Origin of the sequence: Vibrio sp. 10N.261.51.A4, from assembly GCF_041471945.1 — a bacterium.
GTDB lineage: Bacteria > Pseudomonadota > Gammaproteobacteria > Enterobacterales > Vibrionaceae > Vibrio > Vibrio crassostreae_C.
The window spans coordinates 23,600-50,166 of record NZ_JBFRPJ010000023.1 but is presented as its reverse complement, the minus strand read 5'-3'; the positions used below and the strand labels follow the sequence as shown (position 1 = coordinate 50,166).

Genomic DNA, 26,567 nt, shown 5'->3' with positions numbered 1-26,567 from the left:
GGAGCCCTGACCATCTGAATCATCGTCTGAATCTGAACCGGAGCCCTGACCATCTGAATCATCGTCTGAATCTGAATTCTGATTAGCCGATTGTTGTTGCTGTGGTGGTTGCGGTTGCTCTTTAGAAAGACGCTTTAATAAAAGCATAACCTCGATGGTTTCATCTATAGCAGCCACTGTTGAAGGTAATTTACCCCAATTAATCATCCGCTTTTCAATTTCATCAAAAATTGGAGAGTTTGGAGTGCCTAATTTCATCAGTAGATGTCGAGCATCATCACCAAGTTTCTTTAGGTGAGATTGCCCCTCAATTGCAATACCACGACCAGAATACAATAACCAAGCAAATAACAACCCAGCGGGGCCGTTACTTATTATTGGTTCCTGAAAATAACCCTCTTCGAGCAAGTCATAAGTCATTTTCTGAAATACCCAGTAGGCACCAGAAAACTCCTTCATACAAGCAGTCTCTACGCGACAATCTTCAATGATATTGTTGATTGATAAGAACGTGCTTGATTTACCCTTGAGGTGTTTCTCGAAGACTGAGAAGTCACTGAATCGTAAATGACCACCAGCTTCATGAGTAATTTTTGCTTCAACGAGTCGTGACCAAACTTCATCAGAGGGGTCACCAGCATTGATGTAAATATCTCTGCCATTCGTGTAGCAAGTTCGACGGTCAAAATAGATATTTACGTCAAATCGTGCGTGAATATCTGTAATAACTCGCATTGTGTTTTGAACTTCTTGAATTGAAGCCATAAGGTGTTCCTCCAAAAAATAGGATAGAGCTCCCAAAGGGAGCTCATTAGGTTAGGTAGGTGGGGTTAGCCGAACCAGAAGCCGGTTGTTGACGTTTCGCCAGTGACTTCTTCATAGGTAGGAGTACTATTGCCGCTGTCAGTATCAGTAGAAACTACTGAGTCCTTAATCGCGTCAATAATTCTCGGTTCAGATTCATCTGCGACTTCCATCACCGGCACAATGCCATTTAAGATGGAGCCACGTTCTGTAAGGTTATGTACCAATTTAACCGCGTAGGTCATATCAGAGCCTTCGATGTTCCCAGTTTTGGGTAAGGTATCGAACGCTTCATCAAGTTCATCAACCAATCGGTCAAACACAGTGTGTTGGAATGACATTGAGTAAACGTAATCACGAATAGCTCTTATTGGCTTGAAAGTTCGCTGAATCATTGAACTTTTACCAATAATTTTTTCATAAACAACAACAGCTTGCTCCGCGACGTTATCCAAAATCCCTTCCACGATGTAATCAACAGCTTCCTGTTGGTCATCATTGAAATAAGGTTTGAAGGCCATCGGCGGCAACACGTTGAATTGAAAACGTCTAAAGAAATCATCTTTAGGGGTCTTCAATGACTCAATAATTTCAGCCATATCAGGGTTAGCTTTCTTGTGTTCTTCAACTATGGTGTCATAGCGATTATCACGGTCAGCGACTTCTGAATAAAACTCAGCTTGAATTGCCTTGAGTTCAACGAGTAGAGAGTCAAGTTCATCAACTGGAATCGCGGTAACGCGTCCATATCGGACACCTCGGGCTGCAATAGCGCGGCGTGCCTTAGTCTCCAATGTGTTCTTAAACTGCAACTCAGAACGAGGAAACCACTCAATACGGGCTTTACGAGCAATCTTTGAATTCACTTCCTTTTCGTCTAAGAGAGTTTTAGCATTCGCTAACGTTTTCTCTCCATCACGGCCAGAAGTAGTTACATCGATAATCACAAGCCCATTTTCGAGTCGATTAGCAAATTCGCCATCTTGTTGAGCCACTTGGTCAAGTTGATTTTGAGCTACTGTATCGATATCGAGAGTTTGGGTATCGTTGATGTCTTTCATAATTCCTCCAAGGAATAAAAATTGGAGGGACTGATCCCGGTCAGGGAATCTAGTCCCTGAAGGGGTTAGGTAGGTTTGTTAAGGAGTAGCGAACCTAAGTTCGTTTTTGCTGAAACAATTAATCTGTGTAAACTGATATTGCTTCTTCATTTTCTCTTTAACTTTTTTGTCGATGTAGTTACGCGCTAGTAACTCAGACTGATGGGTTTTACGATAGAAGTTAAGCTTTTGGCCTTTGGCTCCGTAAACAACCAGTGTGTCGGCACCAAGGCACGTATATCCCCAAAGCTTATTACTTCCATTGTCATTGCAATGATACATTTTGAACTTGATTGTACTGATATCTAGACCGTCTAAATCCGATCTTGGCAAATCAGCATCATCACACTCTGAATCATTGCTTGTTACTTTTTTGATTGCTCTTTCAACCAGGTATACGGTTGATCGAGAATATGACCATTCTTATCTTTGAACACTTGATCAATAATCTTTTCGATATCAGCTTTGTCACGAGTGTCGCAGCCATTCCAAAATACATTATTAAACGAAGCACGCAGTGGAGCTCTATCACCATTAATTTGAATGTAGTAGCACCAAGACAAAACCACACGAGTTGAAAAAGCCGTTCCAATACCAGATTTGGTTGTTCGATCTCGATTAGGACCTAACATTGCATCACGCATAGCATTAGCAAACTGGATTAACTTCTTAAGTAACTTCTTGTGGTCGCGTAAGAACGGAAATTTACCAATTACCACTTTCTCTTCTACTTCCGTGCGTAAATACGGAAAAGGCACAACGAATGAACGATTTCGAAAAGCCGTATCCCAACGTCGAGACGATGGATACAAACCAGAAATGTCCCCTTCTCCAGAAGTATTACCTAACGTTACAAAACGATAGTTCTGGTGTGGATAGATGATTTCTCCTGTGTCTTCAATAGACCAAGGTTTCGTCATCTCAGAAGGAAGGTGAAGTTTGGCAATAAAATCTAAAGACCCTTTATCACATTCATCAAGCAAAACACATTTTCCGTGTTTCATAGCGTCAGCGATAGGTCCATAAACATATTCCGTTTGACCGTTTGACAACACCCAGCGGCCTTGCATCTTCTCAGGGCGTAATGTCGGGTTAACAGACACCAGCACAGTTGGCCAATTAAGGCGAGCACAAAGCCAAAGCATGAAATCAGTTTTACCAGACCCCGTAGGACCAACCATATGCATGAAGTTAGGTCGTTGAGGTGAGCAAAACCAAGATATAACTTGGGAAAGTTGTTTTTCATCTGGAATATAACCTGCGATTTCGCGAGGTACATCTGGATGACGGTGTTTAGGGATCTGAATAACTGCCGTTACTGCTGCTGGGACAAACGGTTTGAACACGTCGGCCATACGAACAGTAATCATCTCTGAATAATCAATTTCTTCAACAGTAGAAGTTGGTTGGTTATTCGTGTCTACAGTAGTCACAGGGTTAGCATTAGACATAGTTAATTCCTCCAGGAATAAAGTGTGGGGTTAAATTAATATGGGTAGTTAATTAAGGGGTTAAGCTGTCTTGAGAAAGAAAGCTTTATTAGCATCTTCAAGTAGCATTTCTGCTTTATGAAGAAGTTTGGGGTTATTCAGTACCTGAGCCTTTCGAAGAAGGCGCAGAGCGCGCCTTTTTCGTGCTGCAGATACATTTTTCTGGTGAGAAAAATTCATATCCGCGTACCTCGAATTATTGCTGGTTATAAGCACGCTGACGGAAATTTCCGTTGCCTGCTTGTGGGCGGAATTGACGCTGTGTAGAGTCAGGTTGTTGTGCATTATTGGCATTCTGCTGTGGAGCATTCTGCTGTAGAGCATTATACGCTGGACCATTCTGTGGAGCGTTATTGTACGCAGGAGCATTTTGCTGCGGTGCGTTGTTATACGCAGGAGCATTTTGCTGTGGAGCGTTTTGCTGTGGTGCGTTGTTGTACGCAGATCCATTGTTTTGTGGGGCTTGATTCGCAGCTTTTAAGCTTTGAAGTTCGAACTTCTTAACCATACCAAGAACACGACTAACGCGGAATTCATGTCCAGTGACATTATTGCCGTTTTTGTCGGTGTAATCGTTAGTAGAGAGTTCAGTTTCGACCATTAAAGAATCACCTTTGTCTAAACCTTGTTTGAAGTTCTGATCAAAAGTTTTTTGTGAAATTGACAGGCGAGCCCAGTGGGTTTCATCTTGCCAATTTTGTTGCTCATCTTTAAATGAACGAGTTAATGCAATTGAAACATTGTACCAAGTACTGCCATTTGCATTTTTCTGTTCAATCGAACCAACATTGCCGCCAAGCGTAAAGTTACACAATGAAGGTAGTCCAAATTGATTAACAGAATTGCCATCAATTTCGCCTAACACATTATGAAGTTCATAATAAGTATGCGTAAGTTCGCTGTTATTGTTACCAGTGAATTTACACGTCTTAAGAGATACTTTACACACATAACCAACACCGACTGGAAACTCTAATTGCCCATGGGCAAAAAGTTGAATCTGGTTAGTACGTGACTGCATTTGGTTTTGACCGTCTACCCAAGAGGTAACTTGATCGGCCCAGATGGTCGTGTTGCCATTCTCAATTTGAGAACCAGTAACTACGAATGCGATAAGGCCATTGTTTGAACGGAAAGGTTTCATAATTAATTCCTCATTAATAAAATAACGTGGAACTATAGATAGAGTAATCCCCTAGTGGGATATCTATAGCCCACTTTAGGGTCAGGTTTATGACTTAAAAAAGTCACTGGGGACATAGAATAAATCTATGGGAGAATTGCTATTAGCTCTCCAACTAAGGGAGAAAAGTATCACTTTAAAAAAGTGAAAAAATTTCTCGGGTAAATCACCTATAGTAAACCCCAAGAACGGGAGACTTTTGTAAATTAAGCGCAGCTTTTTTAGTGTTTAACTTTTCCGTAAGCTAAGAAGCGTTCAAAAACTCATTTTTTAGCTGTTGCAGTTTTTCTGCCTGAGCTGCCGAATCTGGCTCTTCATTTCGCTGTTGTACGGCCAACTCAATTCGATCTGGAACCGCCTCTCTCAAAAATGACAACTGCTCTTTGAAGAAACACAGTCGCAAGTACTTCTCAGCTCTTGTTATCCCCACATACAACAAGCGACGCTCTTCCTCCCAATGCTTTTCGCCTAAACCATCTTTATCTGGTTGCGGAATTCTTTCATCTTGACAGCTCAATATCGCGACTTTCGGAAACTCTAGTCCTTTAGAGCCATGCAACGTAGCGATCACTACCTCATCTGTACCAATCTTTTCAGCCTTTTTAGCGTTTATTTTGGTTATCCGGTCATGAAACTGATCTGCGGCCTTAGCCAAACTGCCAAGTGACGCAGCTGTTTTGGTTAGGATGTCAGCCATCGCTCCAAGAGCCGCAGGAGAGTTCATATTTCGTTGCGCCATCACCATTGAAATGATCTTTCGTTGATACTCGGCGTTGACCGTTTTGCTTGGCTCTTTTGGGACACCTTCATGCATGAACATTTCAAAAATTGATTGGGTGTGGATTAGCAATGATTGGCTTTGGGTTAAGGTGGTTACCGTCCCAATAAAGTCGATTCCATTTGATTTAGCACTTTTCGCCATATCAATCATCACCTCATCTTCATGCATGTAAGCTAAGAAATCTTGTAGATACCGACTGTTACGGTGTGTCAGCATCCACATCAACTTGATATAACAAATTACATCGGCTGACTCAAAGAAGCTCTTACCGCCGAGGCGCTTAACTTTCACTTTATGTTTGGACAACTCCAGCTCAACTGTATCGATTTCTTTATTGGTTCTAGCCAGTACCGCCCACCCGCCTTGATCGGCAAGGATACCTTCAACAACACTTTCAACTTGATGGTCTTCATCCTTAAAACCATGACAATCGACAACACCGCCCTCCTCTACGTGTGACCTTAATTCTTTGGGAATTCGTTCTACATTGTGTTGAATTAGGTTGTTGGCCACATTCAGTATTGCTGGTGGACATCGATAACAAATTTTTAAGCTGTAGGCTTTCGCGTTTAGATCAGCTTGCATGTTACGGAAGTTATCGACCCCTCTTGCATTTCGAAAGGCATAGATTGATTGGTCATCGTCTCCAACAACCATGATGCAACAACCTCGTTTAGCGTGCTCGTAAAGAAACATATATTGGAGATCGTCGGAATCCTGAAACTCATCAGCACATATGTGAGTAACGCCTAAAGTTTCTGACAGTGGTCGAATTGTTCCATCTCGCAGACCATGAATAACGTCGCGAGATATCTGATTTAGGTCGACTTTGCCCTCTTTTCGCATGATGCTTTCATAAGCTGCAAAAAGTTTCAGTTTGATAGATGAGAATTCTGAGCGAGGTATAGTTAAATACTGTCCGATCGTACTTATCGTTTTCTCTGCTTCCTCATAACTCATCGCCACATGACAAGCACGCATCGCTCGCTCAATATAGATGTTTAAGTGTCCACCCATAACAATCGTTTTATATGAGTTCGTCTGACGCCAAAGCTGCACAGCCATAGAATGAAAAGTACTTGGAAATACACGAAGAGTCTGACTTCTTGGCATTGTCGACTTAAGCCTACGTTTTAAGTTGGTAGCCGCTGCATCTGTGAACGTCAGCATGGCAATTGCGTGTTGCTCAGAATCGGTAAGCACCCTTTCAGCATAACGCACTGACACTTCAGTTTTACCTGAACCGGGCAATGCAACAACCATGATATGGCCTTCCGCATTAACGCAAAGATGTTGATCTGGATTTAACATATACGTGACTCGTACTGCTTCATGGATTTGAATATGTACATCAGAGTAGGAGATTATTTAGCTACAAAGTTCAATTAACGAAGGAAATTCACTTTGTTACATCGTTTCGACATCCGTCACTAATTTTGAAAATAATCCGAAGCTTCCCCCCATTTCCCCCCGTTTTCATTGGCTGGTTTTGTGTATTTTTCGGCTCATGATGTATAAATGTAAGTAGATTTAATAAATACTCATACAGTTTCACTTGGCTAAGGAAGACAGAATTATGGACCTATTCAAAACAGCATCAGTCATTACCGCCGCTTTACTCTTGAATGCATGTGCGTCCAATAGTGCAAAATACGAAGTACCGGAATTAGGCACATCAAGTATCGCGCTCCAAGTTACCCGTTCAGCAGGAAGTGGAACGATCATCGAAGACCAAACCTTACCTAAAGGTGCAATTTCGGATGTGGGAATCGGTGGCTATGTGGGGTCTACGTTATTAGGGCTACCATTGGGCTCTATGGCAACGGGTTTCGGATTGGCCATCCTAGCGGATCAAAAGTACGGTTGGGATCGAAGAAACCTAGTTATGTACTTGGATGCTGATACTTATAGTGGCTTAGACGAGTATGAAATGTGTAAGGTTGTCATGTCTAAAATGGATGAGGTAATGGTTCCTTCATTCGACACACTTCAATCCTTTACCAAAAAACCATTGTCGCCAGATTCGAAGTTTTACGATGAAAGATACAATGGTGGTGAAAGCCTTTGTGTTGAAGGGTATCCACTTGATTCAAACGTGGACTCCCACGCAGCGATATATTTCAGAGGAGTGGACACTGCCTTCTTAGGGACGAGAGTCGGTGTACGGTCTATTTCGGAACCTTTCAGTACAGACGTGTTCGATGCTGACCTTAAAAAGCAGATCCCAGATACAAATGTCATCGCGGTCAGATTTACTTATTACAGTAGCCTGATAGCACACATGCAATACAGCGACGCTGAAACAACAGGCTTTGTAAATGCCAATGGCTTATCCACCAGCCCTTCTATTAAGCTCCCGACCGCTACTTTTATGAGTTTACCGATGAAGGAATATATCGCTGATTCTCAGTACATTCCTAACATCAATGCAGTGCGTAACAATGACACGGTGTACTATTTCGTTAAGCCGGTTGATGGACAGCAGTTCACTCAAAAGTTGTCGGAGTATCACTCGACGGTCACTGAGATTCTTGAACGCGCCAAAAACAAAAACTCGCATACAAAAGTTTCTACGCAGTAAGGAGCCCGAATATGGAACAATTCATGACAGTGGTTTTTAAGTTTAAAGAGGGGGCGTCCTTACCCAAGAAGTTGACACAAGCGTTCTGCGCGGATTCGAAGTATGAAGATGTTGAAATAACCGCTATCTCGTGCGACGACGAAATCAGTCGTGTTGAGCAACTAGAAGCAGACAGCTAAATAGTCAATATGAATACAAAGGGCTTACATTGTAAGCCCTTTTTCATGTTTCGAAGTCAGCAGTATCATTGATGGTTAGTTATCCGTGATATACGCCATGTACTTCTCTAGGCGGCACTCATAGAAATTAAGGTCATCGACCCACAGAGAAATCAGCTGTTCTTTGCCTTGGAATGGGGCGACAGAACGTAATTTCTCAAGTAGACCATTTTGTTCACTCTTTGGCGCACGAAGGGTAACGTTGATACCCGTTCCCCCTGTATTCGCCTCCACGATAACTTTACCCCTTGTACAGTGACTTTGTAGTACTGCTAACCCAGCTTGTAATTCAGTGAGTTGATTCATGCCATTTGTCCTTTATAAATGAAATCTAGTCGTCCAAAATCGATAACGGAGAGTCACACACTGGTGGTCTAGGGTAAACCGAGCAATCTAAGTTACCAGGCATTGCCGCATCATGCGTTTCTTTCAAGTTTGCATCAGCGTCAGTTGACTCGAATCGCGCTTGGTTAAGGTCCACAGGATTCAATGCATCATCATTGTTCGGCATCCAAGCTTGGCTCGACAGTGTATCGATATTTAAGTCATCATGTTCAACGGCTAACCCAGAGGCCATGATCAAGTTTTCCCATTCGGTTAAATCTATGGCGTCCCAATCCAACTCACTGACTTGTTCAAGCGTCATACCAGAACATTGTCCATTTCTAGGATCTAGGCTGATATTCAGTTGAGGCGCAGCCTGCTCCATGATGATACGCCCCAATGGACTTGGGTAGCAGCAATAGTGCTTCCGTTTTATCAGACAGCCGAAAGGGGTATCTTTATGGCAACTGGTAGAGGAATATATACATTGTTGTTGGTCAAGCTTCATACCCATGCCCATTTCGAGGTCGTCGCACTCCGAAATCATCATTGCGCCCAATTTAATCAGCTGATACGCGGCATACACGGCCATAATTGTTGCAAATGCACCAGAGACAGCTGGGTTGAGTGACACTGTGGTAGTGGCTGTTGAACCCGTCCCCTCAGTCACGGTATCAAAGATGGCATCTCGAATTGCATCTGGGATCAAATCCGCGACCTTTTTCATCAATTCACCTTTGATTTCGTCTAACAAGCTCTCTGTGGCGGCCTCCGCTGCGGCCTCTCCAACTTCACCCGTGACATTACGAACTGCAAAATCCCATCCAGCGCTCACGGCATCGGTTACATAAGTTACTGTGTCGGTGACAGGAGTCGGGTAACTCGACGCCCACGAACCGAATCCCGCACCCGAACTAGCCAATCCAGCCAATGATTGCTCCATTGCGTAGTGATGATAGACCCCTTTGATATAATCGAAGATATTAGTTTGGCCTGCGGATAGCGTGCAGCAATTGAAGCCAAGTCCTGTTTGCTCGATACCGCAATATGACACTTCACCATTGAAAACTTTGCAGGTAGAGACATCATCTGGATTTTCACATTCCATGTTCGATTTGATGTCTTCGAGCATTTTGAACGTTGCCATCGCTTCTGCAAAATCATCATTCATCTCTAGCTCGGAATAGCGGCAATCTCCACCCACACACTGCATTTCACCCGTGCAGATGTCTTCCTCCATCGTGTACGAGTAGTTTCCGTTTGTGTAGGTATTACATTCGTAGACTGACTCTTGAACGTAGGCTCGACCCGTTATCGGGTCAACAAAGGCTGGATTTTGTTCAATTAACGCACAATCAGCACTGTTTCTGTATGGCTCGCATCGGTCCGGAATATTGGCATTAAATTCAGTGAAAGAAGTACAAACCCGCTCATTGCTTTCAGGCCAATAAGGTTGGCCACAAATTTGCTGATCAGGTAAGGGGTTACATTCATAGTTGACGGCGTTGGCCTTTAGACACTCTTTACCATCGCTCGTTTGGCCAGCACGAGGAACATTTATCGGCAAGCCAATCAAAAACGGATCGTAATCGTCTATATGCGCGGCTTCTGTATCGACGCACTCCCAACCACCATAGCTACACATCATGCCTTGTTGTCCACCACTTTGATTCAAAGGGTTGCTACAATCTGGGTTAATGTATATTTCGTCGCCTTCATTACCGAACACACCACACGTTGATGGGTCTTGAATCCACCCAAGTTCAGCAGCACAACCTACAGGCGATTGTTCTATGAATTCTCGGGGGTCGATTGGATCCACGGTACGAACTAGGATGGTGGCTTTACCTTCCCCTCCACCACCAACACCGAGGCGCATTTTGAATTTGACAATACCGCGATTAGAAGCGCGAGCGGCTTCAAATTGGCCTGTTATATTGGTATTCGTTGTAAAGACTCGGCTAGAGCTGAATTCACAATTGGTATGCTGGTATGGAAAGCCAGTTTCGTCTACATATGGGTGCGCCCAATTGCCGTTTTCATCATAATCAGGGTATGTAGAACCGCTATTGCCAAACCAATACGACTTGGTAGGAACGTATTGATAAACGATTTCGTCATTAAGAGTAAACTGAATGACATCATCCACCCACACGCGTTCAAAGGTCACGGAGCTGATACGCACATCGTCTTCGAGTTCAAATTCAACAAAGTTAATTTTGTGGTAACACCCCATTCCGTGGTCATTTGTGCCGTTATTTGTAGGGTCACCTACCGTCAACCTGAAGGTATGAGAATCCAGAATTTCTACATCACCACTCCCCGAACGCTTTTTCAAAGGGTAAGTTGTGTGTCGCGTCAGTTCACACTTCATTAAGTTCGAACGATCGGGTTCCATGCATTCATTTTGCACTTTTCCGACATACTCCCTGTTTACTGAATACGTGTTTGTTTCAGTGGTGCAGGCACTATAAAAGTCAGAATCTGAATCTTCGAGGTTATTGGCTAAGTCTTTAAAGATGTTGTCAGCATCGACCATGATAGCGTCATCGGACTCTAGCTTTTGGTAATTGTCGTTATAGTTCAGTTTTAAGGTGTTGTATGCCTTAGCGTCATAATCTGACTCACTGCCAACTGTGTTGCTAGAAAATCTATCAGAGACACCTTGCCCTGAATCTCTGAGTTTGTTTTCATTTTGATAGGCTTGGTAAGCGTCGAATTGCCCTTCTGATCCAACACGCTCAACATCCAATCCAAACAATTCTGAGTTGCCTAGCGAGTTACCACCTACAGTAGCATTACCACCGCTGTAAGTAGGTGTTTGAAAGTTTCCGTATATCTCATCAAGTGACATATCCTGTGCGTAGGTCACCGTTGAGGTAGATGCATACAGCACACCGATAAAAGAAACATGAAAGATCTGAACCAGAAACGCGAACAAGCTAAAGTGAGTCAGTATTCGATTAAACATAACGCCCTGCCTTTTTCTCAAAACAAGATCAGGTTAATCCCGTAACACTTAAAAAATTTCAAATAGCGAGGGCATTTTGAGTTTTTGTTAAACGAATACAAAAAACCACCCGTTAGGGTGGCTCTCTAAAGTTACCTTAAGCAGCAATCATTCCAAGAATACAAAAGATAAACGAACGCTTCCCGACCAGGGACCAATCGCCCGTTCCCCCACTTAAGAACGCTGTCACCGAGTTTATGACAACAACCTGTTGATAGTGGAATTGAAGATCCTCCCCCACCTTTAGGTTGCGAGCTCGCCTCTCTTACTGGGTAAAGCATGGATGAACGATATTGTGTTTTTGGCAACATTGGCGCGTAGTTCGGTTCACAACTGTCTTGAATCATATGATTACCCATTGTCAGCTGTGCTTGCCCACGTCGGTGTAGAGTGGCCATCAAACGCGTGGTTAACAACGAAGTGCCACGTACCGGATCGTCACTGTACTGATTATTACCAGTCATTGGGTAAAGGTTCCCTGAACACCCAGCACAAAAATAGTTTTCAACCACCTCTCCACCAGCCAGTATTTGAGCGCAATCGGCTGTACAGATAGACGTCGCTATTGGGTTCGAAAAGATAACGGTTTCCGGAAACATCACGAACGCCAACAAATCATCTTGATACAACGGGTCGGCTTCGGAAAAGTACGCCAAATCCAATGTTGTCGCCCCATCATAGGTACAATCCGCATTGGCAAACATTTCAATCATTTGCATTACTGGGTAAACCCAATATTTATAGTGAAAAAAAGAAGTTTCTGTATCGTCAATCGCTGTTTCTGTTCGGCCTTGTCCAGCACGGGTATTATCGTCTGCCAAACGAACACCGAATGAAGGCATGCAGTATGGCGTTGGTGAAAAAGATACGATCCTTGATGGTTGGAAGAATCCGAGCGGTATACCCCATTCAGGGACACCTAGCTCATCAGCACACATGCAAAAAGGCTTGCTCGAAGCGGCACCTTTAGGCGCGTCCCCACCAATACCGGCTAGTCGAATTGGAAGTAAACAGCTCCAACACATACCGTCGATGACTGTACTCAAGATGTTGGCATCGGGACATAAGTCGCCTGCTTTGTCGTTATCCGCAGCCACAGAATATAAGCTCGCCATGCTTATCATTGTGGACATCAAACCAATCAAAAAGAACCTAATCATATGTTCCTCCCTTTAGTTCTTATTCACTTGCTCTATCACAACACCAGCAGCGTCAATACCTTGTTCTTTAATGTTGTTCACGGAATTCGAGAAGTTTGGGTTATCTTTCATTAGCTGATCTGCAGCATCAATGCTTGATTCAGTAATGTCCCTCACAGAGTTGGCTAGATTGGGCTGTGTATCAGCCAACCACACACCGAGAGCGACGCCGAAACCAATAAGTACGAGATTCTTAATCATGTTGTGTTTTCCTTAACTAGTTTGTTTTGGATTGATTGAACGGTGTAGGTTGGCCACCGTCAGCTACTTGTAGGTTGACCTGAGTGACTGTTTGCGCTGAATACTCATTTATCTGGAACATACCCTCATCGGTACTAATTAACCGAGTCGGGGTCACTTCCAAATCAAATCGATCGATGACTTCTTTAGTCAGGATGGTCACGTCATAGGTGAACTTCTTATTTAACTCAGATATGTGGTCAAACCCCCTATCCTTGTCGATACGTGTAGAAATGAGTTTCACTTTCCCGCGAGATTCATTGAGAGACATGTACTTTACAAACTCCACTTCCTGTTCGTCGGTCGCATCAAAGATAAACATGGTTAAATGTGCAGGTACTATGTCGTGGTTTTTAAGCGGCTTGAGGGGATTTATTAACTCTCCTTTCTTGGCCAGAATAAGACCATTCACCGCTTTCACATCAGCAGTGGCTATTACTGTTGGGTCAAAGTCGAACTCACGGTCTTTCGCGGCTGGTGGAAGAGTATGAAAACTGCGGTTATGCCAATGGCGTGCTATTGCTTGTTTTTGTTCCGTTTCCCAATCCACGGCCCTCATTCTATTTTTTGACTCTTCAATGAAGCTTTTTTCTGCGATAGGAAATATGGACCCCATTTCACCAAGGAATACCTCGGAGCCGTCATAATCAGGGTTTGCTGCCGCGCTTTCCGTCTCGTTCTGTAAGTAGCTTGCGCTGATTAGACCTTTCACTTTCCCGACGAGTTTTGTGTTATCGGATAATTTGCGCTCATAAACCATCGTTGGAACTTGTTCAATGTTGAAACGCTCGAATGCCATTGGATCCATGTAAACAGCGGCTTTATTGATTCGTTTCAGTTTGTCTGGGTTCTCGGCATGCGTGCGTATGTCATCTTGAGCATTAGCCAGTTTGACCTTTAATTGCCACAAACCTTTAATCATATCTGGTACGCCCACGTCGCCAGGTCGTAAGCCGTTAAACACAACACGGCCTCCCCACTCTGCAGCGAGCTCTAGCACCTCTTTCATTTGGTGATCAGGCATTGAACTCGACACGAATATCCAAAAAACAGTGTTCGCTTCTTCATCGTCGTATTTGTTGTCTACTTTTTGACTTGGAGACGAAGGGTTAGGCTGCTCAATGCTTATCGAATCGAGATTATCAATTGTCAATGTGGAGGGAGCGAATGCTAAGGGTTTTGGTTGTCCTTCATTGACAATGGAATTGGCTTGATACTGAGTTTGGTTATCATCGATAACATCTTGAAGGGCTCTGAAATTGATATCTGGCGTATCGTCCTTGCGATATTCGATAAGAGAGTCCGATTGGTCAGAAATAGTACTGTTCAACAACTTGGCGTGATCCGCCATTTGTTTCAGTTCTTTCATCATTTTAGGGTTCAAGTTACTTGCATCTAAAACTGCTTGAGTACCTTCAACTTCATGGGCGTTGGATATGATGTCGTTACTTCGTTGTACATTGTCCAGATCTTCTTGAGTGAGTTGTCCGTTAGCCAACGCGTAAGTCGCAATGAATGAAGTTAGTAACAAGACGTTGTGTGCCTTAGAGAAATGCATAGCCAACTCCGATAATTTGAGAGTGTTCAACTAAACCCCAGTATCTTGAATCAAAAGAGGTAGGTAGCGTGCCAAGAGCGAAATATTGACCTTCAGGGACAACGAAAGTTTTATTGAGGGTATCGAAGTCGATTTGGGCATAATTAATCATTCGACGAGCATCAGCCGCATAACGAATGACCTCCCCATCTTTGGTGGTCACGGTGACTCCATCCAAGTCAAAGGTCACGGTATCGCCAGCAACACCAGCTGCTATTTTCAAGAAATTGGTGCCATGTGCGAAATAAGGTTGTGCGTTAAGCGACAGGAAGGACATGAGTTGCCCACGCTTGGGGAAATGATTCTTAGAGTCGATGACAGCGGCCTTGATAGGTAAACAACCCAATGCTGTTGGGACCAATGAAATCTGATACCGACCACTAAGTAACAATACGGCCAACACTAAGCCAACGAGCGTGCCGAATATTTTGATATATGTGTACTGTGTAATGTTCATACGCCGCCATTATCGAAACATTGATAAACTGGATATACGTAATCTTCACACTTTATTTAGTCATAAAATCCAAATAGGCAGCCAAATATTGATGACTATTTGATCTATTTGCTGTGCTTTTAAAAAAATTGGGAATGATAAGTACAACACATCAAGAAATGCTAATATATGAAATCGAACGCATCAAAGACACTCGATGGTATGAAAAACACAAACTCTTTAACGTTGATTGACTCAACCTTAACCCATAACGCTCTGGTCGACTTAACAGCCGTATTAAAGCAAGCACTGTTGCAATCTGAACTCGCTCTACAGTCGTCATTAGAAGCCAACCAAACATTGATTGACCCTTACCCTGTCATCCCTCTGCGCATTCTGACTGAAGGCATACGTAGTGCTTACTATCAAAATACCGGATACTCAGCAGATACGTTTTTAAGCCCCTATGCTGATGAGTCCCCCACCGTTTACTACCGCTTGTGCGTCCATACGAAACAATTGCTATCGGATATCGAAACACACATCGAACAAAGCTCGCCAAAATCTAAATAGCGAGTGCGAAGTTGTATAACCCTGTTAAATGTCATGCAGGGATTCCTTTTATGAACACGTCAACATTTTCACCAAACAATCGTCCAATTCAGAAGCCTCAAAATAACAATGGTCCATCGACTGCTAACGTACATTCGATGCCTGCAAACGGACCAAGCCAAAACCAACCTCAGAACCAACCTCAGAACAACCAAGCGTTAGCGCGATCTGTACCACCAGCAAATAACCCGCAACAGGAAGGAAACAAACACAATCCATTCAAAGCAAATAACCCTGCGCCTGATTCGAATTCGCTGCGCCAGATCCGAGCACATGGTTACAAAGTTCATGGCGGTAAAGCAGCGTTAGAAGTGAAGCCGGACGAAAAGCTGAAGTCGAGCCAACAGGGTATTGTTGATGAAAATGGCGAGCAAAATATTTTCTATACCATTCGTTTAGAAGCTGCCCTTAGTAATAACTCAACTGATCGCTCATACAACTGGAAAGATAAGGTCGCGATTCAACTCACAGACATCGAACTGCCATTGTTCATTGGTGTATGTTTGGGTTATTACCAAAAGATAAGTTTCAGCAATCATGGTGTCGGCGGTGAGAAATCATCGAAATTCTTTGGCGTAGAACACCAAGGTACGAAAGTCTTTTTCCAAGTAGGTCAGAAGGACAAATCGGTCAGACCCGTACCAGTAAGCCTTCCACAAAGTATGCATATTGGATTAATGGCCCTAGAGGTCTACTGCAGAAACTTTCCGGGAGTGGATTCCAATACAGTACTGAACTCAATTTCCAGTATGTGCGGAATGTACATATCGCAACAGACACTGGAGATTAAAGACAAGGTATAAAATCAACGGTAATTATGCACAAAAGCTCCTCGCGGAGCTTCAGGGGAGAGTGCTAGTTAACTATCGGAAACGAACCAGGATCATGATTTTGGATGGGCGACCTTAAACGTTTTATCAAACACGCTGACCATGACAACGTTGTCGTGCTGATACACATACATCGCATTGCCGGTCAGCGTTTTCTCACCTTTATATTCAATAACCCTTGTGTACTTATAAGAACCCTTATCGCTCAAGTCGAACAAAACGACGCCCACCCGTTCACCTGTGGTTGTCTTTGTTTTGGCGAAACCCAGAACATAAGGCTTGTTATCAATAGAAATCGCTGTGTCGATATAGAGTTCATCAAATTGAGTGGCCAACCCATATAGGTACTCTTGTGTCTTCCATTCGACCCGCCCCTCATATCCCTCTTTATAAATTGGCGCTTCAATGTAGTTGAATGAGTTCGGTTTCCCAGAAGACGCAACGACCGTCACCTTCTCACCACTTGTTACTACGGTTGCATGCTCTTTATGCTCCGCTAAGAACGCGTAGTCGTATCCACTTAACCTTGAATAGTCCATCGCCGCATGCCTTATGACATACAGTGACTCCTTCCCATGATTCAAATTCATTAAGACGTACCGACTCGATATGCGTTTGGGATCAGTCAAGTGGATTTCACCATCAATGATCGGAGCTTCGTATGACTTAAGGTTAAATTCATTCAATGACACTGGCGTCGCCGCTTTGAAATACTCACTGGCACCATCAACTTTGTGAGATGGACTGTGGTTAGTATTTACGGGGGGACAATACGCAGCATCTTCGGGTTCACTTGAACAACCAGTAATAACGAAGACGCTCGCAATAAGACAACTGAATAGATGGGGAGATTGGTTCATTGGATCGTCCTTTGAGTAAAGTTACAGAGTCATTCTAATTGGGCGATCCACACTTTATTTCAAATAACGACGCGATTTTGACTTTTTAAGTAGGTTTGTTTTTCTAAACATTTAATCTTTCTGGTGTATACTAATTTTGAACGAGTGAATGACATAAGTTTATTCTTAGTTCCTCCATACAAATCCGACTGGAAGGGGTTCCAGAAGGTCAATCCTCGGATTGAAGTCTTGCAGGAGAGGTCTTGCGAGCACAAGTCTCTTGGAAGGGGTTTCAAGAGCGAGAATGGGCTCATTACGAGCCCTTTTCTTTTTTTTAAAGCACCATCGTCAATCAATCACCGTAATTTCTTCCTTTATTTGAATTCCTGTTAAGTCACTCTTGATAACATCAATCTAATTCACTTTGATTTAAATAGGTCAAGTATGAAATTTCGATTATGTTTTCTTTCAATTTGTCTTACCGCTTCTGGGTTAGCGCATTCAGCAATCGAGGGGTTCGAGTTCACCGATACACTCGGCATATCCAAGCTTGTAAAAACGAACACTGCCGAATCCACGTTAATTAATAACGTCGGCCAATTAGGGGTTCATGTTAGTGCGGGATTAGATCGTCGCATCCGAGTCAATATTCTTCAGAACGGCGTTGCTGTGACCAACAGCACGGGTAACGTGATCACGGTCAATGATTCACAGTCTCCATTCAATAGTGAGTATTTCGGTTCATTACTTAACGTTTCTATTCCCTCAGAAGGCAGTTTTACCGTTCAGGCGCAAACGCTGTCACTAGATGGAGAGGTGGTTAATTCAGAAACCACGAACATCATTAGGGATGTCACGCCACCAGCCTCTGATGATATGTCAGTAAAATACATGTATGGCGGCTATGTAAACTCAATGCTGCCTGCCGGAAGCTGGTATTTATCAGCTCAAATGGGTTCCTATACCTCAACCATCGTTGAAGTCAAAAATGTCTCCGATACATCGGGCATTGATAACATTGAGATGGAAACCTTCACCTTCGACGCCGAAGACAATCGTATTCCATATAAATCGAAGAGCCTTGCCTACACTGAGTCAAAACTATCTGCTGAAATAAACCTTTCAGCGAACTCTACTCTATTCCCAGTTGGTAATGCGATTGATCGATTCCAAACGCGAACAAAGATTTCGGACAAGGCCGGTAATGTCACCTATACCGCCTATCAAGATGTGTATTGGGACTCGTTACGAACGGACACACTAGAGGCTGTTGGTGTCTTGGTTCCAGGGAGTAGCAATGTAATTGGCGGATTAACCGGGTTTCAACCTTATGTGCGCGACATGGAGGTAGATACCAATCCCGTAACGGTCTTATACCGTGTAGCAGATTGGAATTTTCGCGATGATTCTGGGAGCTTCGACAATGCGGGGGGAATCTGGGCTTCTGGAGCTAACGCCGTATACACAGACAGAGGTGACGGGTTTATATATTTTGTCGATACCTCACCCGCTGGAGCCATCGGTATATCATGGCGAAACCAAGCGCATTACCGGAATGTGACTGGGCCAAGTCTTTATAGTGTAACACTCTCAGATAGCGCCCGACAAACTCCTGTCCCGAGATATGGGCAATACTATTATTCGGATACACAAGATTGGGGGTCATGGAGTCGACGTGTGTACAATGATGAACTGCCAGTACAGATCGAACGCATACGACTTTTTGTAAATGCTAGAAGTTATCCTCAAATTGCCTATCACGCAGGGCATTCATGTTCGGTTCCGACAGGGCAAGATGTATGTGATGTTATCCTAAGCTCACCTTGGACAATGACAGCTGGTGGATCGGCTTATTATCACAGTAGCTTCACTGTACGTAGTGAAGACCAGACTTTATCGAGTAACCCTACGTACCCCGTTGGATCATACAATGATAGGTACTATCCATCTGTAGAGGAAACCTCATTTAATGAAGATACCAAGGTCTTATCGGTTCGCGTCGAGCTTACATGCCATACGTGCTACCAAAATAGGATTTACATGGATAGATATGAACTGCAAGATGCCGATGGAAACAAGCTCAATGTCTCGCGATTTAACTCAACGGTCAACAGCACGACTTTTGAAGGCCAATATAATCTAACCGAGCTACCAGAGGGGACTCATGAAGTCTACGTCTATGCAAGAGAGCGCCACGGTCCAGACACTCGTAAACATGCCGTCACTTACGTCAGTGACAAGACCGCTCCATCGATACTCATGGGTTATGATGGAAGCACTTTATCAGATCAGGTGACCGATTTGAGAAAAGTGACCTTTACCGTTTCTGACAGCTCTAGCATCAATGACATTACTGTCTCATTACGTGGTTCTCGTTATGACATTGACTATCAGCTTGGATACTCACTTATTGAAGAAACAGTAAACAGCCAAACCTATCAACTCGAATTACCTAAACTCTTCCCCACGCTTGATGAAAATGAAATCTATTCGTTATCGGTCGTTGCTGCAGACGAATTTAGTAATACCAACTCAATACTCAGAAGTTTCAGTTACAAGCCCGAAAACTTGATTGTCATGGACACCATTGACTATTTAGCGTCGCAAAGTAATACACCGCTGTATTTATCAAATGGTAAACCAATGGCGATCATCCTGACAGAGCGAGCACTCACACTCGAAAACAGTATGTTGGCCACGGGTGACCAGCAGGGTGAAATCACCAACAATGCCTCCTCGGACTTCCCTATTCGAATTCAAACTAAAAACGGTTGGGTTGAAGTCACTCCGGGAGAAACGAAGGACATCGTAATCGACTTAGGCAATGGTGACCCCCTATATGTCGAAGTCTATCCGGTTTCAGATAACAACAATGGACAAGCCGATTTTCTGTTTAATTTGCCGCAACTCAGTTCAGCGTATATCGATTGAGGTACTGGTGCGTCCAGAGCAGTACGTTCGTAATAAAAAAGGAGCTTGACGCTCCTTTAATTGTTTAACTAAACAGAAAATGTACATGCAACGAGCGTATAATCGTCTTTTGCGCCTTTCCGTTCAATACGACGTAATAAGCTGTTAGATAATTTTGTGACATTTTTCATGGTGTTCGGTGAGAATCTAGGGTTTTCCTCCCAGTACGCATGTGCGCCATCACTCATCAGATAAATAGTTAAATTCTGTAGGTCATCAACGTAATCAGAAACTTTAAAGCTGAAAAACTCAGGTTTCATTGGTACAACTTGAGATATAGCTGTTGTGATTAGGTTTTTCCCTGTTGCGTTTTTCAATTGGGCCTTCGTATATAACTTCTGATCGATCAACATTTGATGCTGAGTATGATCTTTAGTTAGTTGGACCAACTTGTTTCCTTGCTTTACGTAAGCTCGACAATCGCCAATATGACCAATTATTATTTCGGTTGAATTTACGTATGCATAAGTGAGTGTTGTTGAAGCCACTTCATATTCAGGGTCATAGTTAGACAGCACTTTAACGTTCGTTAAGATACCTTCGAATAAATCTGGAGAAAGTAAACGAGCCTTGGACAGATGAGACTTCTCTAAATACTCAACAGCAGCCATTGAAGCTAAATCAGAGCCCTTGTAAGAACCAACTCCATCGGCCACTGCAAAAAGAAAACCATCATCACACCTAGTGGGGGTAAGGATCGAATCTTGGTTTACTCTTTTATCAGATTTAGCATGAGTGAAACTACTACATTCCTTTAGCTTTAGCATTATTCGACAACCTCAACAACGTTGGTTATATCTTCCAAAACGAGATCAATATTCGTATATCGAGTGCGTGCTTGGAAATCAGCACATTTTGCAATTATTTTCTGCAAATGTTTATCTTGAACGTCCAACTCTTCAAACACTCTACCTAAAGCAAAAATATCCGTTTGATGCGTGTAGATGCCTGAGTACATCAATTCTGGAGCACAGTATCTCGTAGTACCAAGAATGGTTCCGAAAGAAGTTAGAACCTCAGATGTTGGGTCAGGATCGGTTTTTCGAATTAAACCAAAGTCTGAAATCTTATAGAAGACATCTGGTGTTACCTCACCGTTCAATTGTATGTACTTATCATGTGAAAACTTCAGAATATTAAATGGCTTGATGTCTCTATGTAGGTAACCTTTACTATGAATATGTTGTAAACCTTTACACGTCATAATCATGACATCGAGTTTGTCTTGCTCACTTAGTTCATTTGCTTTAATGAGATCCGCCAAGTCACAATCTGCAAGTTCCATAATAAAGTAAGGTGAATCACAGTCTAGATCTGCGAGGTAGATATCAACGACATACTTGTGTTCACATTTATTCTGACTGAAAACCTCACGCTTAAATCGTTCTTTAAACATTTTAAGATCGTTCTTTGGAGCCAAAACCTTACGCGCATATTGATTAGGTTGTTCACCTTCTTTGTAGTTTCTGACAAGCTCGATTTTTTCGACAAAGCCAAAACCGCCTTCGCCTAAAGGTTCAACAGTTGTAAATTTATAGTTCGCGATAGATAACACGAATAGACCTCAAAACGTTGTCCATCAATTATTGACAGGTTTATTAATGTACAAATCATATAGTTGCCGTGAGAATACAACATTTTAAATAAGAGGGCGAGATTACATAGTTCACCTTACAGCAGTGATATCCGCTTTTTTGATTTCGGATAATTTCTGCTTGGTATGAGACATTAGTACTCTCCCACATTTAGGCATATCTCAGAAACATAAATCATCAACGGTTATTACGAAGAAGCCCCTGTTCACATAAGCATGAACAGGGGCGGTAAAGGCGCGTGAGAATATCTAATCGCTTCGCCCTGTTAATCGTCAGTAAATAGTACTGAGGGACGGTATAGAGAACATAAATTGAGCCGTACCTTCCATTCGCTCAGACGGAAACACTTCAACTTCCAAGAGGTCACCTGCAGGCCCAAGATCTACCATCACCGCTTTGGTTTCGCCTGGTAACACATTCACAATACCCGTATCCGCCACAATCGAGATAGCGAAGTCCGAATCCTTACGGTTACTGATTTCCGCTGTTTGTGGACCAGTTGCACGTTGCCCACCTTCAATTATGAGCGGATCTTCGGTGTAAATTCGAGCCAGTGCATTTGATGAAACATCATACAAAGCTTGGTTTGCAGGTACGTAAGGTTGTGCCTCAACAACAATCAGGTTATCTGGCTCATATCCAAAGGATATTTCTTTGTTTTGTACGTTCTTCTGCTCATCTTCAGCGGTAATAATTAGCTTGTACCTTTCTCCTTCCTCATAATTGAGCGTGGGGAATATTTTGGGCTTCGCTACACGAAACAGCCCATCACCATGAGATAGCACCGCCAGATAGACATTCTCTTCAGCATCAGATCCCAACAGTTGCACACTAGTCGGCACAGCCTCACTGAAATCTTCCAAATGGATTTCAAGATCACGTATATCACTCAACACCTCGGGTAATGCTTCGCCTGAATACATAACCTGTATCTTGGGCTTCACAGTATCAATCGTGAACGTTTCAACGCGGTTGGTTTCGTTGCCATACGAGTCAATGACTTTAAATACAAAAGGCACATTCATTTCAACATCTAGAGCAGACACATCGAAGCTGAAATCGTATGTCTGCAAGTCGATCTGATTTGTATGAGAGACAGGGATGTCTTGTGGACCGGCTCCAATGTTGGCCGTTGCCGAAATGGAGCTATATCGCCACATGGAAGACCGCCAATCAAAAACAGTATCGGCATCATACGTTTGCATCGTAATGTTTTGTGCGGCTCCGTCATAATGAATAGAGCGAATGGCGATTGGATTGAAATCCCAATATGTATATAAGTAACCGCCGTGAATGTTCATCGAGCCGTCTTCTTTAGCGGTATAGATAGAATATGGGATATAACCGCGCCCTGTGGCGTAAATATAGTTCGTACTGATATCGCATGATGTCGCGCCGGGGTTCACGTAGCATGAGCCGCCAGCGGTTATGGTGAGCTTTTGTCGATAACTACGTGGCTCAACGAATACTCGCACGGCATTGATTGTATAGGGAACATTCGTTTTCGGTCTGTCATTGGTGATCCACTCACTTGATAAATTGGTTTTGTGCCACACCCCCGTAAATTTCGGTGCCATATCAACCCCCGCAGCGAGGTTGAAATTCAAATCACGATATCGATAAGTCGAACAGTAATGACCCGATTCCGTATAAAAATGGAAGTAGCTATACATTTGAGGGTAGTTAATGGTCGGCTGGTAATACGCATACGTAGAGTCTGTGTTGCTGACCATATGATTGAGTTTCTTCCAACCATAAGGGGAGTCATTAGTAGCAAATTGTGAGAGTAAGCGGCCATATCTAATCGAGACTGGGTTGCTGTATATCGTCATACCTGAGTAGTACGATTCCCAAACGCCAGATTGCGCGTTACGTACTTCAATCTTATTGGAGCTGGTGGCTGGGCAAGTAAAGTCCATATGTGACGATCGAGCAAGGGTACTTACATTACCTGATGTATCATAAACATCGATTCCAAATTGGTAATATCCGGGCGCAGGGACAAGTCCCGCACCAGTGGTGGCCGCGATAGACCCCGCCACAATCACGGTTTTTCTTTCTAGATTATATTCAACGTCTTTGTATTTCTTGGAACCATCTGGTTGCTTAACCCAATATCTGGCTCGTGAGATGCCGTTGTTGTCACTAATGTCACTCACTTCAAGCTGCTTCGTTGTCCCTGTGTTCCCAAAATTATCGATGTGACCATAATATGCATTGAGAATGTGAACGAACTGCCCACTGATCACCGGCTTAATCGTGTCTTGCACAAATGTATAAGATTCCGTTGAGACGACTGCATTGGATAAATCTAGGTATTCCACAACAACGGTGTACTCCCCTTCGTTTTGAGGCACCTTGCTGAGAACCACTTCCTTACCGTAGAAATCCTTGCCGTCTATGTTCAGTCGATCATGGATATTTATGACAGCGGTCAACTGACTTTCAACTAGACCTGAACCATGTTGCAGTCGAACCTGAATTTTTCTATCCAAACCAGATGAAATCTTAAGGGTCAGCGTGTCTCTTATGTTGACCATGTTCAATTCACGGCCATCGACGCTTTTAGGGTTGCCACTCGTATCGGTAAATGAAACTTGTTCTAGCGCAGCCGAAGCGATTGGAACATTCGTTAGCCCTAAAATCATTGTCATTAAGGAGAGCTTTAGTGTGGTCTTCATTTTCTCTGTACCTTTCAAAGTCAGCCATGCGGTCTATGGTCGAAACAAAGGCATCGGCCATCTCACCGATGTTATCTTCTGTGGTACATAGAAATTCCAATTAATGGCATGATTTTCAGTGATTGTTTTACGTAACTGAAGGTAAAGGGAGAAGATTGGCTACCGCGCTAGGCTTGGTTAAATGAATGACAAGAAAGACCAACGCCGTCAGTCTCGCCATTCATTTTCGAGGTAGAGAAGGTGTATTGTACGTATAACTTAATCGGATGGGCTTCGAGATCAGTCAGTGTCAGTCGTCGTACTGGTAACGGGCTTTGACCCAGTAGTTTGTGAGTCTATAGGCTTACGCTCAAACTTTAGGATAAACATAAAGACATTAATTCCGACAATGACAGACAGTACTACAGGAATATATTCCATCTCCATCGTTGTCAGTATGGAAGATTGACCAAGTACTTTACTCAATATGAAAAAAACTATACTTCGATATCACTCGACTTGGATTGCTGCGGCAGAAGTCGGAGAAATAACATGGGAAACAGCAAGCATGTTGATAGAGGCTTTTGATTTGGGGGTTTGCGAAACGGAAGAAATTCTACGTAACGGTGTGGTTCATTCACCTTCTATTGCAGAACAGGCGATTGAGATAAAAAATGATACATTTCAGTATCTTGAGAACATAGGAAAGCCCATCAAATTTCCACCAGCAAGACTTCACAATGAACGTTGTGATGAGGTCGTTATTGAAATCTCTGAAACGGTTAATTTCAAAGCTAGGAACCGCAACAAACAATTGAAAATCGAAGTATAACTAACAAGGGGGCGCTCTTTGTTGTTCAATGAACACGAAGGATTGGTGGTATACCAAATAGAATGAATGCCAGCTGATGTTGAGCTGGCAGGGGGATTACAGGTCGTTGAACTTCAACCCTTCCTCTAGAAAATATTCCATGAAATTGTTATCAAAAAGCTTTGAGAATTTACCTTTCGCCTTATCTGTGTGGCAAGGATTTGCTACACCAAGTAAAAGGATTTCGTCTTCATTTTCCCAATGACTAGAATACACAATGCAAGTGTCACTCGTTCTATCGAATTGACGTCGTGCTCGATTCCATTTGCCTTGTTTGGCGCTGTCAAACCATGGACTGCTCGGGTCCCACAAGTGGATATGCCCCAACCCTGCATCTTCAGCGTCTGTCGGATAGGCTAGACTTGCAACACGGCCAAGATATTGAACCGATAGATCATCGTCGTAACTTAAGTGAAGGGCGATATCTTTGCACAAAGCTTCAACGTCATTGAAACCTTGTGCTTTGATTTCTTGTTCAAATCGAGGGGATGGGGTGACGTTTTTCATGCGTTCCCCTAGTGATAATTAGAGACAGTCGCTTGTGTCGCCGCTTTGAGTTTTGCAACTTTATCAGAAGTCATCTCAAAGCTAGTCTCATATTTACCAATCGAAGCCACTTGGAGTTGGCGTTCGATCGACATTAAATCACCAACGGCACGGCGTAGCTTCGCTGTAGCCTTACGAATTTGTTTTGCTGTTTCAACCGCTGGTTGCTCATATGCCGTTGCACGACGACTTAGGCTTTCGTGTTGCGCTTTAAGAATCATCTCAAAACCACGGATATAACCGTCTGCGACCACCAGCTCATCGATAGTTACTTTATCAAAATAGCTCTCAGGTACATCTGATTGCTCAATCTCACTGTAAACTTCTCTAAGCTGTTTAGTTTGAGTGTTGAGTTTTGCAATAATAGACACAGCCATTTCTAAGCTTTCAGCCGAAACTTGGCGTTGGTCATCTTTACACTCAATTGTCTCTAGACGAAGATCCATAGCTTTAGCAACAGTATCGCCCATTGACGCACTGGCATTGCCACCGAGCGCAGCAAGAATACTTGCACTCATAATTAGCCTCTTCTTCATTGTGACCTCAAAAACATTATAGGAGTAATTATAGAGAGGTGATAAACCTAGCTCATTTCACGGGACGGGAATTATCCATGTCCAAGGCCAGATTACAACCATTCAATATTGCTAACAATCAGCCCATAATGATTAATATCACACC

24 protein-coding genes are annotated in these 26,567 nt (G+C 43.1%); 6 read left to right on the top strand and 18 right to left on the bottom strand.

From position 1 onward, the window contains the following. The 6 genes from AB4384_RS06125 to AB4384_RS06100 all read right to left on the bottom strand — a co-directional run. Positions 1 to 765: hypothetical protein (locus AB4384_RS06125; protein WP_372129071.1), on the bottom strand; the 765-nt coding region annotated here is incomplete at its 3' end. Positions 766 to 830: 65 nt separating this feature from the next. Next, complete coding sequence (locus AB4384_RS06120; RefSeq protein ID WP_081230317.1) at positions 831 to 1,865, bottom strand: DUF3150 domain-containing protein; 1,035 nt, start codon at positions 1,863 to 1,865, stop codon at positions 831 to 833. Positions 1,866 to 2,269: 404 nt separating this feature from the next. Further along, on the bottom strand, positions 2,270 to 3,355 hold the full coding sequence (locus AB4384_RS06115) for an AAA family ATPase (protein WP_081230315.1): 1,086 nt from the start codon (positions 3,353 to 3,355) through the stop codon (positions 2,270 to 2,272). A 60-nt stretch (positions 3,356 to 3,415) separates the two neighbouring features. Then, the gene (locus AB4384_RS06110) at positions 3,416 to 3,574 is read right to left on the bottom strand and encodes a hypothetical protein (protein ID WP_154723760.1); all 159 of its coding nucleotides are present in this window, start codon (positions 3,572 to 3,574) and stop codon (positions 3,416 to 3,418) included. A 16-nt stretch (positions 3,575 to 3,590) separates the two neighbouring features. Next, positions 3,591 to 4,538 (bottom strand): single-stranded DNA-binding protein, encoded by a 948-nt coding sequence (locus tag AB4384_RS06105; protein WP_372083463.1) that lies wholly within the window; start codon positions 4,536 to 4,538, stop codon positions 3,591 to 3,593. Between the two features lie 283 nt (positions 4,539 to 4,821). Next, a complete protein-coding gene (locus tag AB4384_RS06100; protein ID WP_102367669.1) occupies positions 4,822 to 6,669 on the bottom strand; it encodes an ATP-dependent helicase in 1,848 nt (615 codons plus the stop codon). Positions 6,670 to 6,934: 265 nt separating this feature from the next. Here AB4384_RS06100 and AB4384_RS06095 point away from each other — a divergent pair, with 265 nt between their 5' ends. Both AB4384_RS06095 and AB4384_RS06090 read left to right on the top strand, forming a co-directional pair. Beyond that, positions 6,935 to 7,939, top strand: coding sequence for a hypothetical protein (locus AB4384_RS06095; protein WP_136987061.1), 1,005 nt, complete (start codon positions 6,935 to 6,937; stop codon positions 7,937 to 7,939). An 11-nt stretch (positions 7,940 to 7,950) separates the two neighbouring features. Then, positions 7,951 to 8,118 carry a hypothetical protein gene (locus tag AB4384_RS06090; protein ID WP_165919345.1) on the top strand — a complete coding sequence of 56 codons (168 nt, stop codon included), beginning with the start codon at positions 7,951 to 7,953 and terminating at the stop codon, positions 8,116 to 8,118. Between the two features lie 75 nt (positions 8,119 to 8,193). Here AB4384_RS06090 and AB4384_RS06085 read toward each other — a convergent pair whose 3' ends face one another. The 6 genes from AB4384_RS06085 to AB4384_RS06060 all read right to left on the bottom strand — a co-directional run bounded on the left by AB4384_RS06085 (position 8,194) and on the right by AB4384_RS06060 (position 14,984). Beyond that, positions 8,194 to 8,463, bottom strand: coding sequence for a hypothetical protein (locus AB4384_RS06085; RefSeq protein ID WP_136987062.1), 270 nt, complete (start codon positions 8,461 to 8,463; stop codon positions 8,194 to 8,196). A gap of 25 nt (positions 8,464 to 8,488) precedes the next feature. Continuing rightward, on the bottom strand, positions 8,489 to 11,452 hold the full coding sequence (gene traN / locus AB4384_RS06080) for a conjugal transfer protein TraN (RefSeq protein ID WP_372103844.1): 2,964 nt from the start codon (positions 11,450 to 11,452) through the stop codon (positions 8,489 to 8,491). A 131-nt stretch (positions 11,453 to 11,583) separates the two neighbouring features. Then, entirely contained in the window at positions 11,584 to 12,651 is a 1,068-nt protein-coding gene (locus AB4384_RS06075) for a TraU family protein (protein ID WP_081230309.1), read from the bottom strand. 12 nt (positions 12,652 to 12,663) lie between these two features. Beyond that, a complete protein-coding gene (locus tag AB4384_RS06070; protein WP_081230308.1) occupies positions 12,664 to 12,891 on the bottom strand; it encodes a hypothetical protein in 228 nt (75 codons plus the stop codon). 16 nt (positions 12,892 to 12,907) lie between these two features. After that, complete coding sequence (locus tag AB4384_RS06065) at positions 12,908 to 14,488, bottom strand: TrbC family F-type conjugative pilus assembly protein (RefSeq protein ID WP_372129070.1); 1,581 nt, start codon at positions 14,486 to 14,488, stop codon at positions 12,908 to 12,910. After that, entirely contained in the window at positions 14,475 to 14,984 is a 510-nt protein-coding gene (locus tag AB4384_RS06060) for a S26 family signal peptidase (RefSeq protein WP_086714935.1), read from the bottom strand. Before AB4384_RS06060 ends, AB4384_RS06065 begins: the two co-directional genes overlap by 14 nt. A gap of 201 nt (positions 14,985 to 15,185) precedes the next feature. On the opposite strand from AB4384_RS06060, the gene AB4384_RS06055 reads away from it, so the two are divergent. Both AB4384_RS06055 and AB4384_RS06050 read left to right on the top strand, forming a co-directional pair. After that, entirely contained in the window at positions 15,186 to 15,536 is a 351-nt protein-coding gene (locus tag AB4384_RS06055) for a hypothetical protein (protein WP_133150988.1), read from the top strand. A 50-nt stretch (positions 15,537 to 15,586) separates the two neighbouring features. Next, positions 15,587 to 16,378 carry a hypothetical protein gene (locus tag AB4384_RS06050; RefSeq protein ID WP_372129069.1) on the top strand — a complete coding sequence of 264 codons (792 nt, stop codon included), beginning with the start codon at positions 15,587 to 15,589 and terminating at the stop codon, positions 16,376 to 16,378. An 80-nt stretch (positions 16,379 to 16,458) separates the two neighbouring features. Here the strand turns inward: AB4384_RS06050 and AB4384_RS06045 are convergent, their stop codons facing one another. Continuing rightward, the gene (locus AB4384_RS06045) at positions 16,459 to 17,265 is read right to left on the bottom strand and encodes a hypothetical protein (protein ID WP_136987067.1); all 807 of its coding nucleotides are present in this window, start codon (positions 17,263 to 17,265) and stop codon (positions 16,459 to 16,461) included. A 423-nt stretch (positions 17,266 to 17,688) separates the two neighbouring features. Between AB4384_RS06045 and AB4384_RS06040 the strand changes: the two genes are divergently transcribed. Continuing rightward, entirely contained in the window at positions 17,689 to 20,175 is a 2,487-nt protein-coding gene (locus AB4384_RS06040; protein WP_136987068.1) for an Ig-like domain-containing protein, read from the top strand. Between the two features lie 68 nt (positions 20,176 to 20,243). On the opposite strand, the gene AB4384_RS06035 is transcribed toward AB4384_RS06040, so the two are convergent. From AB4384_RS06035 to AB4384_RS06025, 3 genes are all read right to left on the bottom strand, one after another. Continuing rightward, positions 20,244 to 20,981 carry a PP2C family serine/threonine-protein phosphatase gene (locus tag AB4384_RS06035; RefSeq protein ID WP_102305764.1) on the bottom strand — a complete coding sequence of 246 codons (738 nt, stop codon included), beginning with the start codon at positions 20,979 to 20,981 and terminating at the stop codon, positions 20,244 to 20,246. After that, positions 20,981 to 21,769, bottom strand: coding sequence for a serine/threonine-protein kinase (locus AB4384_RS06030; RefSeq protein ID WP_102305763.1), 789 nt, complete (start codon positions 21,767 to 21,769; stop codon positions 20,981 to 20,983). The genes AB4384_RS06035 and AB4384_RS06030 overlap by 1 nt, the downstream gene beginning before the upstream one ends. 312 nt (positions 21,770 to 22,081) lie before the next feature. After that, positions 22,082 to 24,490 carry an Ig-like domain-containing protein gene (locus AB4384_RS06025; RefSeq protein WP_136987069.1) on the bottom strand — a complete coding sequence of 803 codons (2,409 nt, stop codon included), beginning with the start codon at positions 24,488 to 24,490 and terminating at the stop codon, positions 22,082 to 22,084. A 466-nt stretch (positions 24,491 to 24,956) separates the two neighbouring features. Between AB4384_RS06025 and AB4384_RS06020 the strand changes: the two genes are divergently transcribed. After that, entirely contained in the window at positions 24,957 to 25,301 is a 345-nt protein-coding gene (locus AB4384_RS06020) for a hypothetical protein (RefSeq protein ID WP_136987070.1), read from the top strand. Positions 25,302 to 25,397: 96 nt separating this feature from the next. Here the strand turns inward: AB4384_RS06020 and AB4384_RS06015 are convergent, their stop codons facing one another. Both AB4384_RS06015 and AB4384_RS06010 read right to left on the bottom strand, forming a co-directional pair. After that, a complete protein-coding gene (locus tag AB4384_RS06015) occupies positions 25,398 to 25,847 on the bottom strand; it encodes a type II toxin-antitoxin system YafO family toxin (RefSeq protein WP_102558274.1) in 450 nt (149 codons plus the stop codon). Positions 25,848 to 25,855: 8 nt separating this feature from the next. Beyond that, positions 25,856 to 26,404, bottom strand: a complete 549-nt coding sequence (locus tag AB4384_RS06010) for a hypothetical protein (protein WP_102558273.1) — start codon at positions 26,402 to 26,404, stop codon at positions 25,856 to 25,858. Positions 26,405 to 26,567 lie beyond the last annotated feature (163 nt).